Origin of the sequence: Campylobacter massiliensis, assembly GCF_014253065.1 — a bacterium.
GTDB classification, from domain to species: Bacteria; Campylobacterota; Campylobacteria; order Campylobacterales; family Campylobacteraceae; genus Campylobacter_A; species Campylobacter_A massiliensis.
Genome location: NZ_JACLZK010000002.1, coordinates 460,456 through 472,714 on the forward strand (window position 1 = coordinate 460,456; position 12,259 = coordinate 472,714).

The 12,259-nt window shown below is 44.8% G+C and carries 13 protein-coding genes; 10 read left to right on the forward strand and 3 right to left on the reverse strand.

Annotated features, from left to right (window positions below; genetic code table 11):
* Positions 1 to 6: 6 nt before the first annotated feature.
* From H7R39_RS08900 to H7R39_RS08920, 5 genes are read left to right on the forward strand one after another with little or no spacing between them, the layout of a single operon-like run.
* Positions 7 to 2,628 (forward strand): valine--tRNA ligase, encoded by a 2,622-nt coding sequence (locus H7R39_RS08900; protein WP_185898897.1) that lies wholly within the window; start codon positions 7 to 9, stop codon positions 2,626 to 2,628.
* Positions 2,629 to 2,668: 40 nt separating this feature from the next.
* Positions 2,669 to 2,812, forward strand: coding sequence for a hypothetical protein (locus H7R39_RS08905; protein ID WP_002952601.1), 144 nt, complete (start codon positions 2,669 to 2,671; stop codon positions 2,810 to 2,812).
* A gap of 60 nt (positions 2,813 to 2,872) precedes the next feature.
* The gene (locus tag H7R39_RS08910) at positions 2,873 to 3,859 is read left to right on the forward strand and encodes a diaminopimelate dehydrogenase (protein WP_185898898.1); all 987 of its coding nucleotides are present in this window, start codon (positions 2,873 to 2,875) and stop codon (positions 3,857 to 3,859) included.
* Positions 3,860 to 3,890: 31 nt separating this feature from the next.
* Entirely contained in the window at positions 3,891 to 4,847 is a 957-nt protein-coding gene (locus H7R39_RS08915) for a methionine ABC transporter ATP-binding protein (protein WP_185898899.1), read from the forward strand.
* Positions 4,847 to 5,521, forward strand: a complete 675-nt coding sequence (locus H7R39_RS08920; RefSeq protein WP_185898900.1) for a methionine ABC transporter permease — start codon at positions 4,847 to 4,849, stop codon at positions 5,519 to 5,521. Before H7R39_RS08915 ends, H7R39_RS08920 begins: the two co-directional genes overlap by 1 nt.
* Positions 5,522 to 5,694: 173 nt before the next feature.
* Here the strand turns inward: H7R39_RS08920 and H7R39_RS08925 are convergent, their stop codons facing one another.
* Positions 5,695 to 6,471 carry a permease gene (locus H7R39_RS08925; protein ID WP_185898901.1) on the reverse strand — a complete coding sequence of 259 codons (777 nt, stop codon included), beginning with the start codon at positions 6,469 to 6,471 and terminating at the stop codon, positions 5,695 to 5,697.
* A 100-nt stretch (positions 6,472 to 6,571) separates the two neighbouring features.
* On the opposite strand from H7R39_RS08925, the gene H7R39_RS08930 reads away from it, so the two are divergent.
* The 5 genes from H7R39_RS08930 to H7R39_RS08950 all read left to right on the forward strand — a co-directional run bounded on the left by H7R39_RS08930 (position 6,572) and on the right by H7R39_RS08950 (position 10,827).
* Positions 6,572 to 6,907: an ArsR/SmtB family transcription factor gene (locus H7R39_RS08930; protein WP_221892114.1), complete on the forward strand. Its 336-nt coding sequence runs from the start codon at positions 6,572 to 6,574 to the stop codon at positions 6,905 to 6,907.
* A gap of 253 nt (positions 6,908 to 7,160) precedes the next feature.
* Positions 7,161 to 7,934 carry a MetQ/NlpA family ABC transporter substrate-binding protein gene (locus tag H7R39_RS08935; protein WP_185898902.1) on the forward strand — a complete coding sequence of 258 codons (774 nt, stop codon included), beginning with the start codon at positions 7,161 to 7,163 and terminating at the stop codon, positions 7,932 to 7,934.
* A 152-nt stretch (positions 7,935 to 8,086) separates the two neighbouring features.
* Entirely contained in the window at positions 8,087 to 8,860 is a 774-nt protein-coding gene (locus H7R39_RS08940) for a MetQ/NlpA family ABC transporter substrate-binding protein (protein WP_185898903.1), read from the forward strand.
* Between the two features lie 191 nt (positions 8,861 to 9,051).
* Positions 9,052 to 9,831: a MetQ/NlpA family ABC transporter substrate-binding protein gene (locus H7R39_RS08945; RefSeq protein ID WP_185898904.1), complete on the forward strand. Its 780-nt coding sequence runs from the start codon at positions 9,052 to 9,054 to the stop codon at positions 9,829 to 9,831.
* A 369-nt stretch (positions 9,832 to 10,200) separates the two neighbouring features.
* Positions 10,201 to 10,827 carry a DedA family protein gene (locus H7R39_RS08950; protein WP_185898905.1) on the forward strand — a complete coding sequence of 209 codons (627 nt, stop codon included), beginning with the start codon at positions 10,201 to 10,203 and terminating at the stop codon, positions 10,825 to 10,827.
* A 212-nt stretch (positions 10,828 to 11,039) separates the two neighbouring features.
* Here the strand turns inward: H7R39_RS08950 and H7R39_RS08955 are convergent, their stop codons facing one another.
* The gene (locus H7R39_RS08955; protein WP_185898906.1) at positions 11,040 to 11,699 is read right to left on the reverse strand and encodes a nitrogen fixation protein NifR; all 660 of its coding nucleotides are present in this window, start codon (positions 11,697 to 11,699) and stop codon (positions 11,040 to 11,042) included.
* A 7-nt stretch (positions 11,700 to 11,706) separates the two neighbouring features.
* A complete protein-coding gene (gene mog, locus H7R39_RS08960; protein WP_185898907.1) occupies positions 11,707 to 12,246 on the reverse strand; it encodes a molybdopterin adenylyltransferase in 540 nt (179 codons plus the stop codon).
* Positions 12,247 to 12,259: the final 13 nt, after the last annotated feature.

The window sequence follows — 12,259 nt, forward strand, 5'->3', positions numbered from 1 at the left end:
TAAAATATGGCGGAATTTTACGACGCAAAAGAAGTAGAAGATAAATTTTATAAAATTTGGGAAGAACGCAGGTATTTCGAGATAGACGCGAACAAAAACATCCGCAAAGACGGCCGTAAATTTTGCATCATGATGCCGCCTCCAAACGTAACTGGCTCGCTTCACATCGGGCACGCCCTAACCTTTACATTGCAAGACATAATGACGCGCTACAAAAGAATGGACGGCTACAAAACGCTGTGGCAGCCGGGCCTTGATCACGCAGGTATCGCCACGCAAAACGTCGTTGAAAAGCAGCTCCTAGCCCAAGGCATCAAAAAAGAAGAGCTCGGACGCGAAAAATTCGTAGAAAAAGTCTGGGAATGGAAAGAAAAAAGCGGCGGTATGATCGTGCATCAGATGCGAAAACTAGGCATCTCTCCGGCATGGTCGCGCCAGAGATTTACGATGGATGAAGGGCTCAGGATAGCCGTCAAAAAAGCCTTCGTAAATCTCTACGAAAAAGGGCTCATCGTACGCGAAAACTACATGATAAACTGGTGTACTCACGACGGCGCGCTCAGCGACATCGAGGTCGAGCATAAGGAAAACAAAGACAAACTTTATCATTTGAGATACTATTTTGCAGATAAGCCAAGCGAATATGTTGTAGTTGCTACCACTAGGCCTGAAACATATTTCGGCGACACTGCCGTCATGGTAAATCCAAACGACGAACGTTATAAAAATTTGATCGGCAAAAAAGTCGTCCTACCGATAATCGGTCGCAAGATCGAGATCATCGCCGACGAGCACGTCGATATGGAGTTTGGAACTGGTCTTGTGAAAGTCACCCCGGCGCACGATACTAACGACTACGAAGTCGGCAAAAGGCATGATTTAGAGTTTATCACCGTTTTTGACGAAAAAGGCATCCTAAACGAGCAGTGCGCGCAGTTTAAGGGGCTAGAAAGACTTGAAGCCAGAGACGTCATCGTCGCAGAGCTAGAAAAGCTCGGGAACGTCGAGAAGATCGAAGACTACGAAAATCAAGTCGGCTACTGCTACCGCTGCAAAAACGTCGTCGAGCCATACATCTCAAAGCAGTGGTTCGTCAAAAAACAGATCGCAGACGACGCGATCGCAAAGGTCGGCGAAGGCTTAGCTAAATTTTACCCAGCACACTGGATAAATAGCTTTAACGCCTGGATGCGCGAGCTTCGCGACTGGTGTATCTCGCGCCAGCTATGGTGGGGGCATCAGATCCCGGTATTTTACTGTAATGAGTGCGAACACGAGTGGGCGGACGAAGGCGAACCGACGCAGTGCCCAAAATGCAAAAGCGCAAATTTCCTTCAAGACCCGGACGTCCTTGATACCTGGTTTAGCTCGGGACTTTGGCCGTTTAGCACGCTTGGTTGGGGCAACGGCGAGGAGCTAAAAAACGAGAAATGGTTTGAGGGCGATTTGGCCGAATTTTACCCAAACAACCTGCTAATCACCGGCTTTGATATTTTGTTTTTCTGGGTGGCTAGGATGATGTTTCAGGGCGAAAACGCGCTAGGCAAGCTGCCGTTTGACGACATCTACCTGCACGCTTTGGTTAAAGACGAGCAAGGTAGAAAGATGAGTAAAAGCCTAGGCAACGTCATCGACCCGCTCGTTAGCATAGACGAATACAGCGCCGATATCCTGCGCTTTACGCTTGCGCTACTTGCCGTGCAGGGACGCGACATAAAGCTAAGCGACGAAAAGATGAAGCTAGTGAGAAATTTTACGAACAAGCTTTACAACGCGAGCAAATACCTGCTGCTAAACGAGTCTAAATTTGCAAATTTAAGCGACGCAAAAATCGAAACGAAGCTTGGCAAATACATGCTAAGCCGCTTTAACGAGTGCGTGCGCGAAGTGCGAGAGAACATAGACGCCTACCGCTTTAACGACGCGGCAAACGCGATTTATAAATTTTTATGGGACGAGTTTTGCGACTGGGGCATCGAGCTTAGCAAAGCCGACAAAGGCAGCGTAAAAGAGCTTGGAGCGATATTTAAAGAGGCGATGAGGCTACTGAGTCCGTTTATGCCGTTTATCTCCGAATACCTTTTCCACGAGCTTAGCAGTTCAAATTTAGAAAACGCAAGCTCGATCATGATAGAGGAGTATCCGCAGGCTAACGAGCGTGATTTGCAGATAGAAAAGACCTTTGAGCTGGTGATCGAGGCCATAGTAGCTATCCGCCGCGCAAAGGCGACCATCGAGCAAGGCAACTCAAAGATCGCAAAAGCCTTCATCAAGCTAAACGGAAACGAAAATTTGACCGAGGCAACAAACTATATCGCACTGTTAGCTAAATGCGAGCAGATCGAGTTTTGCGACGCTAAAATAGAAAACGCAGCGCGCGACGTGAGCGAAAATTTAGAGGCATTCGTGCCGCTTGAGGGCGTGGATATGAGCGCTGTTATCATGCGACTGCGGTCGCAAAAAACCAAACTGGAAAAAGAGATAGCAAAGCTCTCAAGTATGCTAAACAACGATAAATTCGTGGCCTCCGCTCCGCAAGCCGTGGTCGAAGCCAACCGCGAAGGACTGCAAAGCGCGCAGGAAAAATTCGCCAAAGTATGCGACGAACTAAAGGCGTTTGGCGAGTAGTCCGCTCGTTTGAGCCTAAATTTTAAATCAAGGAGAAAAAATGAAAGGCAGTATAGGTGGATTTACGTTGGGCACGGTCATAGCCGTCGCGCTATCATGGGGAGCTAATAAAAGCATATTGTGGGCGATAATCCACGGATTTTTAAGTTGGATATACGTGATTTATTATTTGCTGATGAAGTAAAATTTAATCGGCGGCGCGCCGTTTTACGCGCTAAATTTTAAAATTTATCAAGGATAAAAAATGAGCGAAAAAATAAAAATAGCGGTTTTGGGATATGGAAATTTAGGTCGCGGCGTGGAGCTTGCCGCGCGAAATAGCAAGGATTTAGAGCTTTCGGCCGTTTTTAGCCGCAGAAATCCGAGCGAAGTAAAAACATGCGGCGCTCCGGTATTTAGCGCGGATGAAATTTTATCGCACAAGGGCAAATTTGACGTTTTGGTGCTTTGCGGCGGTAGTGCGACGGATCTACCGACTCAGACGCCAGAGTTTGCAAAAGAATTTAATGTAGTTGATAGCTTCGATACGCACGCAAAAATCCCTGAGCACTTCGCCGCGGTAGACGCCGCAGCCAAAAAGGGCGGAAATGTAGGCATCATCGCCGTAGGCTGGGATCCGGGGCTGTTTTCATTAAATAGACTATTTGGCGAGAGCGTGCTGGAAAACGGCAGTAGTTATACGTTTTGGGGCAAAGGCGTGAGCCAAGGCCACTCCGACGCCATCCGCAGGATCGAGGGCGTCGTGGACGCTCGCCAATACACCGTGCCGATAGATAGCGCTTTAGAGCGAGTACGTTCAGGAGAGAATCCAAAGCTTTCAACGCGCGAAAAACACCTGCGCGAGTGCTACGTAGTGGCGCAGGACGGCGCCGATAAAGCGCGCATCGAGCGTGAGATAAAAACGATGCCAAACTACTTTGCCGACTACGATACGAGCGTGCATTTCATCGATATTGCGACGCTTAAAAAAGAGCACGGCGGCATCCCTCACGGAGGATTCGTTTTGCGAAGCGGGGCAACGGGCGAAAGCGGAGAAAATAAACACTTGATCGAGTTTTCGCTAAAGCTTGACTCAAATCCGGAATTTACCGCAAGCGTGCTCGTAGCCTACGCCCGCGCGGCGTATCGTTTGTCGAAAAGAGGCGAGTGCGGCGCGTTTAGCGTGTTTGACATCGCTCCGGCGCTTCTTTCGCCAAAGAGCGCCGATGAGCTAAGGCGCGAAATTTTATAAATTTATGCGGTTTTAAAAACAAGGAAAATTAGTGATAAAAATAGAAAATTTAAAGAAATTTTACGGGGCGACGCAGATCATAGATGATGTCAGCCTAAACGTAGAAAAAGGCGAAATTTTCGCCATCGTAGGCCACAGCGGCGCGGGTAAATCCACCCTGCTTCGCTGCATAAACGGTCTAGAGGACTATCAAAGCGGCAGCCTAAAGGTATTTGACAAAGAAATCTCGGCGCTAAGAGATAGAGAGCTAAGAGAGCTTAGGCGCGACGTGGGGATGATATTTCAGCACTTTGCGCTGATGGCTAGAAAAACGGCATTTGAAAACGTCGCGACTCCGCTTAAATTTTGGGGTTACTCAGACGGCGAAATCAAAAAAAGAGTGAGCGAGCTGTTGGATCTCGTCGGCCTTGCAAACAAAGCCACAAGCTACCCGGGCGAGCTAAGCGGCGGACAAAAACAGCGCGTCGCCATCGCCCGTGCCCTTGCGCTAAGTCCAAAAATTTTACTCTCCGACGAGGCGACCTCGGCGCTTGATCCAAATACGACAAATTCGATACTCGAGCTTTTAAAACAAATCAATCAAACGCTAAACATCAGCGTCGTTTTAGTCACGCACGAGATGGAGGTCGTAAAAAGCATCGCGCGCCGCGCAGTGCTGCTAGAAAGCGGCAAGATAATCGGCAGCGGTACGATCGAGGAGCTATTTTTAAAACCCGACGAAAAGATGAAAGAATTCCTCGGCGAGGATGAAATTTTGCCGAGCGAGGGCGTAAATATCAGGCTCTTTTTCCCGAAAGAAGTCGCGCAAAACAGCGTCATCACGCACATGGCGCGCACGCTAAACATCGACTTTAACATCGTCTGGGGCAAGCTTGAAAAGCTAAACGAAAACGTGCTTGGCTCGCTCGTCATCAACGTCGATCCCAAAGACGAAGCGCGCGTGACCGAGTATATCAAGCAAAGCGGCGTATTATGGGAGGTGGCGTGATGTTTGGCATAGATTTTTCTAAATTTCCCGACGTTTTCGAGCGCATTTTGCTCCCTGCTATCGGCGAGACGCTTTATATGAGTGTGGTTTCTACGCTTTTAGCGTTTCTCATAGGTCTAGTGCCCGCTATCTTGCTCGTGCTTTCGGCGCAGGATGGCCTAAAGCCGAACAAACCGCTATTTATCGCGCTTGACATCACGGTAAATACGCTAAGAAGCTTTCCGTTTATCATCCTCATCATCGTTCTTTTCCCGCTCACGCGCCTGATCGTAGGCACCAGTATCGGTACCAGCGCGGCTATCGTTCCGCTTACTATCGGCGCAGCGCCGTTTATCGCTAGGCTCATAGAGAGCGCACTAAAAGAGGTCGATAAAGGCATCATCGAGGCTGCTAGAAGCTTTGGTAGCTCAAATTTTCAGATCATCTTTCGCGTTATGTTTGTTGAGGCGCTGCCGGGTATCATCGCCGCTTTTACGCTTACTTTGATCGTAAATATCGGCTTTTCCGCGATGGCAGGCGCGGTCGGCGGCGGCGGGCTGGGGTCTGTGGCGATAAACTACGGCTATCAGAGATTTCGCCCCGATATCATGCTTTATACCGTCGTGATACTCATTATAATGGTACAAATTTTTCAAATTTTAGGTAATTATTTATATAAAATTTCAAAAAAATGATTTTAAAAACATTGCAAATGCTAATGCCACACATAAGATAAAAGCGATAAAAATTGCCATAAATTTTGGCCTAAAAAACCTATTAAGAAGTATGATTTCCGGCAGGCTAACCCCTGCCGCCGTTATTACAAACGCTCCAAATGCGGCCGCACTAGCACCCGACGCAAGAAGCGCTAAGCCAATATTGGCACTAGCGCTTCTACTCTAACATAGAGTAAAATTCCAAAAAATGCCGAAATAAGTATCGAGGCGATGTCGCTAGAACCAAGATAGTTTGAGATAAGCTTTTGCGGAACAAATCCGTGTATAGCGGCGCCGATAAACATCGCAAGCAGTATGTAATAAAATAGCTTTTTATACTCTTTTACCGAGTTTAAAAGCGCCATTTTGTAAATATTTTTATTATTTTTTATATCCTTGCAAGAACAAGCTTGCGTCTGATTAACGGGCGTAAAAACAAAGCTTTTAGTTGGATTGTTTGGGCTAAATTTTGGTTTTAAAAAATCATCTTTTAAAAATAGACTTTGATCTGCTTTTGATAACAAAAGACCAAAAGCAAGCGATGAGATGAAAATGACCGTAAAATAAATAATGCCAAATTTAAACCCAAAGCTCATAAAAAGAAGCGTTAAAATTACAGGATTAACAAGCGGAGAGCTTAACAAAAATACGCTACTAACGCCAAGTGATACGCCGCTTTTTAAAAACCCATTTAAAAGAGGTATAGTAGAGCACGAACAAAACGGCGTAATAGCGCCAACCAAAAACGCCTTGATAAAGCTTGAAATTTTTGTGCTTATAAGGTGTTTTTTGAGTTTTTGACTAAATTTTTCAGATACGATAAACACCAAAAAAGAGACACAAAAAAATAGTAGTGAAATCTCTGTAAAATAAAGTATGAAAAATTTGATAAACTCAAATATATTGTGTTGATTAAAAAGATCGAGCATTTTTTACCTTTAAATTTTTATATGATTATATACTAATATAGGAATATAATCAAGTATAAATTTAGCTCTTTTAAGTTAAAATCATAAAAAAGGTATAAAAATGCAATATGTTGATATTCTTGCGCTAAAAAGCGATTTTATGAGAGTTTTGGCTCATCCTATTAGGATTGGGATAGTTGAGATTTTAGGTGATAAAAAGATGAGCGTAGGTGAAATTTGTGAGCTTTTAAATAAAGAACAAGCAACGGTTTCGAAGCATCTTGGGGTATTAAAAAATGGGGGAATTTTAAAAAGCGAGAAGTCCGGACTTAATGTTTTTTACTCGGTTGATATTTGCTGTTTGCCAAATTTTTTGGAATGTTTAAAAAATATTTTAGAGGAAAAAGCAGCCAAAAACTCAGAAAATGCAAGAGGCGTCATAAAAAGTCTAAGATAAATTTCTAAAATTTATTTTTTTTTAAACTTTTTTTATTTACAATGCGCGAAATTAATTTTACAAAGAAAGGATAGAAAATGAAATCAGATATGTGCGAAATGCGTCGCTTCACTCAACTTAAGTCGTCGAAAGACTAACGCTAAGCGCAAAATTTCTTTTTAAGCGCTTAGTCTCGCTAAGCATTTAAAAAGAAATTTAAGCCTCCGCTCATATCCTTTTTTAAATGCTAGCCAAATTTTAAAAAGGATATAAAATGAAAAATTTACTCAAATACTCTCTAGTCGCTCTAAGCCTAACAATCGCAGCAAACGCCGCCGAGAAAATCGTCGTAGGCGCTACTCCAGTTCCGCATGCTGAAATTTTAGAAGTCGTAAAACCAATCCTTGCAAAAGACGGCTTTACTCTTGAAATCAAAGAATTCAACGACTACTCTACTCCAAATTTAGCCACCGAGGACGGCGATCTAGACGCTAACTACTTCCAGCACCTACCGTATCTTGAGGAATTTAACAAAAACAAAGGCACTCATCTAGTTAAAACCGTAGGCGTTCACCTCGAGCCTATGGGCGTTTACTCTAAAAAGATAAAAGATATCAAAGAGCTAAAAGACGGTAGCACCGTAGCTATACCAAACGACCCGACAAACGAGAGCCGCGCGCTTGACGTGCTAGCTAGCGCAGGTCTTATCAAGCTAAACGACAACCCTCTAAAAACTCCGCTTGATATCACGGAAAACCCGAAAAAGCTAAAATTTGAAGAGATCGAGACCGCTCAAGTTCCTCGTACGCTAGATGACGTCGCCATCGCCGTTATCAACACGAACTACGCTCTAAACGCCAACCTAAACCCGACCAAAGACGCGCTCGTACTTGAGAGCAAAGATAGCCCGTACACCAACTACGTCGTAGTCAAAGTAGGTAACGAAAACAGCCCGAAAATCAAAGCTCTGGATAAAGCCGTCACGAGCCCGGAGGTAAAGAAATTTATCGAGGAAAAATATAAAGGCGCGATAATCCCGACGTTTTAATCAAATTTAGCCCCGCCCGCTCAAATTTATGGGCGCAGGGCAAATTTAGCGAAACGACGAATCCAAATTTAGTTTAGAGACCGCTCTTAAAATAAAACGGCGTAAAAGCTTTTACCTTTTTAGCGCCGTTTTTTATCAAAAAAGGAATAATAATGCAATTTTCAAAAATACTTCTGGGCGCGCTTTTGGCTACCGGCCTGTATGCTAGCGACAAAACTATCACCGTAGGCGCATCTCCAGTGCCGCACGCAGAGATCTTAGAAGAGGTCGTAAAGCCGATCCTAGAAAAAGAAGGCTACAAGCTCGACGTCAAAATCTTTAACGACTACGTGATCCCAAACCTCGCCGTCGAAAACGGCGAACTCGACGCCAACTACTTCCAAGGCCTACCGTATATGAAGTCGTTTAACAAGGACAAAGGCACTCACATCGTGCCGACCGCGGGCGTACACATCGAGCCTATGGGCGCGTATTCTAAAAAGATAAAAAGCCTAGACGAGCTAAAAGACGGCGACATCATCGCTATCTCAAACAATGCCGCAGACTCGACGCGCTCGATAAATTTACTCGAAAAAGCCGGCATAGTAAAGGTTAAAGAGGGCGAATACAAATCTCCGCTAGATATCACGGAAAATCCGAAAAATCTCAAATTTAAAGAGATGGAGTCCGCGCAGACGCCCCGCTCTCTCGACGACGTCGCGCTAGCATTTATCAACGTAAACTACGCCCTAGACGTAGGCCTCAAACCGACCAAAGACGCGCTAATCCTAGAGGATAAAGATAGCCCGTACACCAACTACGTAGCGACCAAGGCCGGCAACGAAAATAACCCGAAAATCAAGGCTCTAGATAAAGCGATATTAACTCCCGAGGTTAAAGACTTTATCGTAAAGCGCTACCAAGGCGCGGTGATACCAAGCTTCTGATCGCATCAAATTTGACCGATTTGCCATCGTAAAAATTACTTTAAAAATCGCAATAGGCGCTTTTTGCTTAAATTTTACGGCTCAAATTTGACGAAAAACCGAAAATAGTCGAGAAAAATCTCCAAAAACAAAACGGCGTAAAAGCTTTTACCTTTTTAGCGCCGTTTTTTAAAATAAAAAAGGAAAATATAATGAAAGTTTTTAAAATTTTAGCAAGTTTGGCGCTAGCCTTTAACCTCTATGCAGCAGATAAAGATCACACTATCGTAATAGCCGTCTCGCCGGTACCTCACGCAGAGATCATGGAGTTTATCAAACCCGTCTTAGCAAAAGAGGGCTACGATCTAGTCATCAAAGAGATAAATGACTACTCGATCCCGAATTTAGCGACGCAAGACGGCGATTTGGACGCGAATTTCTTTCAACACTGGCCGTATCTAAAAAATCACAATGAAACAAAAGGCACGACCCTGATAACCGCTGCGGCAATACATCTTGAGCCGCTGGGCTTTTACTCAAAAAAGATAAAGAGCCTAAGCGAGCTAAAAGACGGCGCTAAAGTCGCGATCGCCTACGACCCGACTAACGGCAACAGAGCGTTAAATATCCTGCAAAAAGCGGGCCTCATCGAGCTAGATAAAAGCGCTGAGCTAGCCACGCCAAAAGACATCGTGAAAAATCCAAAGCGCCTAAATTTCGTCGAGCTTGAGGGCGCGCAGATACCCCGTACGCTAGACGAAGTCGATCTTGCTGCTATAAGCACGAATTTCGTCCTTGATATCGGCATGAATCCTAAAAAAGACTCGCTAGCTATCGAAGGTACCGAAAGCCCGTACGCCAACATCATCGCGGTCAAAGCAGGCAATGAAAATAGCCCGAAAATCAAAGCCCTCGTTAAAGCCGCAACCAGCCCCGAGACGAAGGAATTTATCCTAAAAAGATATGACGGAGCGATCCTGCCGGTGTTTTGATTACGCGCCGCTTGCGTTTTAGCGCAGACCGAAAGCTTTTTGGCCGATTTTAAAGTCGGTCGATAAAATTTGAGTCAAATTTGGGTTTTATCGTCAAATTTGACTCTCAAACTGACGCGGTTAAATTTAGAACTCAAATTTGACCGCAACTCATTTTTTTAACTCGACAATCCTCCACAAAACCTTATCAAGGAGCGGGTAAAACCCAAATCTTTATCTTCTAAATTTATCCTGCAAGCAAATTTAAAACTCGCCCGAAATTCCGTCAAATTTAATCGCCATAGACAGCCCTAACCCCAAATTACGCCCGCCTAAAGCTAAAATTTACCGTAGTTTGCTAAAATCATAATTTTAAATTTAAGGAGAAAAATGCTAGGCGATTTTATAAATTTTATCGTCCAAACCGTCGGTGAGTGGGGATATGCGGGCATATTTTTGATGATGTTTTTAGAAAGTTCGTTTTTCCCGTTTCCAAGCGAAGTGGCGATGATACCCGCGGGCTACCTCGCACACCAAGGACAGATGAGCCTAGTGCTAGCGTGGTGCGCGGGTACGGCGGGCAGCCTCGCAGGAGCAGTGTTTAACTACTATCTATGCTACTTTTTTGGGCGCGAGCTCGTGCTAAAATACGGCAAATACGTCGGCATCACAAAGGTAAAAATGCGCAAATTTGAGGCCTTTTTCAAAAGGCACGGCGAGATTTCGACATTTAACTGCCGCCTGATCCCGGGCATCCGCCAGTACATCAGCCTGCCTGCGGGCCTTGCCAAGATGAATCTTTTTAAATTTAGCCTCTACACGACTCTTGGTGCGGGCATCTGGGTCGCCATATTGCTAGCAGTGGGCTGGTATCTGGGCAAAAACTACGACAAGAGCGCGTTTAGCCACATCGTGGTCGCCCTGCTCGCCGCCGTCGGCCTGCTCACTGCGCTTTATATTTTTTACGTAAGACGCCTAAGTAAAAAATCAAAAATCGGCACAAGAGAGCTAGAATAAACTGCCGAGTAAACCAGCTGGTAAAGCCGAAATTAAAATTTGGCTTTGCTTTGCGGGATTTATCGCAAGCCATCGCTACGCCAAAATACATCAAGAGTTTTACTAAAATTTTAACTTCTCGGCTATTAATCAAAAAGTAGCAGAGCGGTTTTCTATCCCTCAAATTTACAAAAAATAGCGTTTTTTAGAGACTGTATAAAAAGTTTATGCGTTTAAATTTTACGCCTTAAGGCAATAAATTTGATTACTTTTAAAGCTTCTTTGGTGAAATTAAAAAATGAAAATTTAGCCATTTTTGCGTCTTTATTTTTCAAATAATACCCGCGCAAATCAAGCGCTAAAAGCGCAACAAGGGAAGGAAACATGTAGATGTTTATTGCGATAAGCACGATACGAAGCGCAACGGTATGCTGTAAAATAGCTTGTAAATTTAAGCTATTTTCGATGCTGATATAATAAACGCCGATCACTGCAAAAAGCGCGGCGATGCGTAAAATTTTAGATACGATTTCGTTGCCGAGTTTTGAGATATTTTCACTAACGGCTAGCGATAAAAACAACCAGCAAAGTATCCAAATAAGCGCAAAAACCGCGTCTAAAAATAAATTTTCATCGTAACGCTCGCGTACGACTATAGCAAAAGCGGGCGAAAAAATCAGGCTCAAAACGAACCAAAAAAGCGAGCGAAACGCAAGCAGGACAAAGCACGCGTAGACAAAAGCGCTAGAGGCAAATAAAAGCCACTCGACCCTAAAAACGAGTGCGAGCACATAAATGCCGACGCAAAGCACAAATAGGCCGCAAAAGAGCGAATAATAGCCCTCAAGCAGCCTCGTAGCCTTTAAATTTATATTTTCAAAAAAGTTTAGCACGCGTGGATTATGAAATTTTCTTTTGTTTCGGGCGAAAGACCTTCATCACGCTCTCATCCGTCTCTATAAATGCGCCGCCGATCAGGTCGATGCAGTACGGGATCGCAGGAAATACGGGCTCTAGGCACTCTCTGATCGCCTTTGGCTGGCCGGGTAAATTTACGATGAGCGCGTGCCCTCTGATACCGGCCGTTTGGCGCGATAGGATCGCTGTGGGGACGTATTTTAGGCTAGCTGCGCGCATTAGCTCGCCAAAGCCGGGCATCATCTTTTCGCACACGGCTTCGGTTGCCTCAGGCGTCACGTCGCGAGGAGCCGGTCCCGTGCCGCCCGTAGTTAGCACTAAATCGCAGCCTAGCACGTCTATCATGTATTTTAGGCGCTCTTTTATAAGCTCGATCTCATCGGGAATCACCTCGTAAAAATACTCGCGCTCGCTCGTTATCCAGCCATCCAAAACCTCTTTTATCGCCGCGCCCGATAGATCGTCGTATTTACCCTCGCTAGCGCGGTCGCTCAGCGTCAAAATGCCTATTTTCGCTTTCATTTTTTCTCCTTAA

Coding starts and splice junctions, on each gene's coding strand:
- H7R39_RS08925 (WP_185898901.1), bottom strand. CDS start 6,471: ATGCTCGATCTTTTTAATCAACACAATATATTTGAGTTTATCAAATTT.
- H7R39_RS08900 (WP_185898897.1), top strand. CDS start 7: ATGGCGGAATTTTACGACGCAAAAGAAGTAGAAGATAAATTTTATAAA.
- mog (WP_185898907.1), bottom strand. CDS start 12,246: ATGAAAGCGAAAATAGGCATTTTGACGCTGAGCGACCGCGCTAGCGAG.
- H7R39_RS08935 (WP_185898902.1), top strand. CDS start 7,161: ATGAAAAATTTACTCAAATACTCTCTAGTCGCTCTAAGCCTAACAATC.
- H7R39_RS08910 (WP_185898898.1), top strand. CDS start 2,873: ATGAGCGAAAAAATAAAAATAGCGGTTTTGGGATATGGAAATTTAGGT.
- H7R39_RS08920 (WP_185898900.1), top strand. CDS start 4,847: ATGTTTGGCATAGATTTTTCTAAATTTCCCGACGTTTTCGAGCGCATT.
- H7R39_RS08940 (WP_185898903.1), top strand. CDS start 8,087: ATGCAATTTTCAAAAATACTTCTGGGCGCGCTTTTGGCTACCGGCCTG.
- H7R39_RS08945 (WP_185898904.1), top strand. CDS start 9,052: ATGAAAGTTTTTAAAATTTTAGCAAGTTTGGCGCTAGCCTTTAACCTC.
- H7R39_RS08905 (WP_002952601.1), top strand. CDS start 2,669: ATGAAAGGCAGTATAGGTGGATTTACGTTGGGCACGGTCATAGCCGTC.
- H7R39_RS08930 (WP_221892114.1), top strand. CDS start 6,572: ATGCAATATGTTGATATTCTTGCGCTAAAAAGCGATTTTATGAGAGTT.
- H7R39_RS08950 (WP_185898905.1), top strand. CDS start 10,201: ATGCTAGGCGATTTTATAAATTTTATCGTCCAAACCGTCGGTGAGTGG.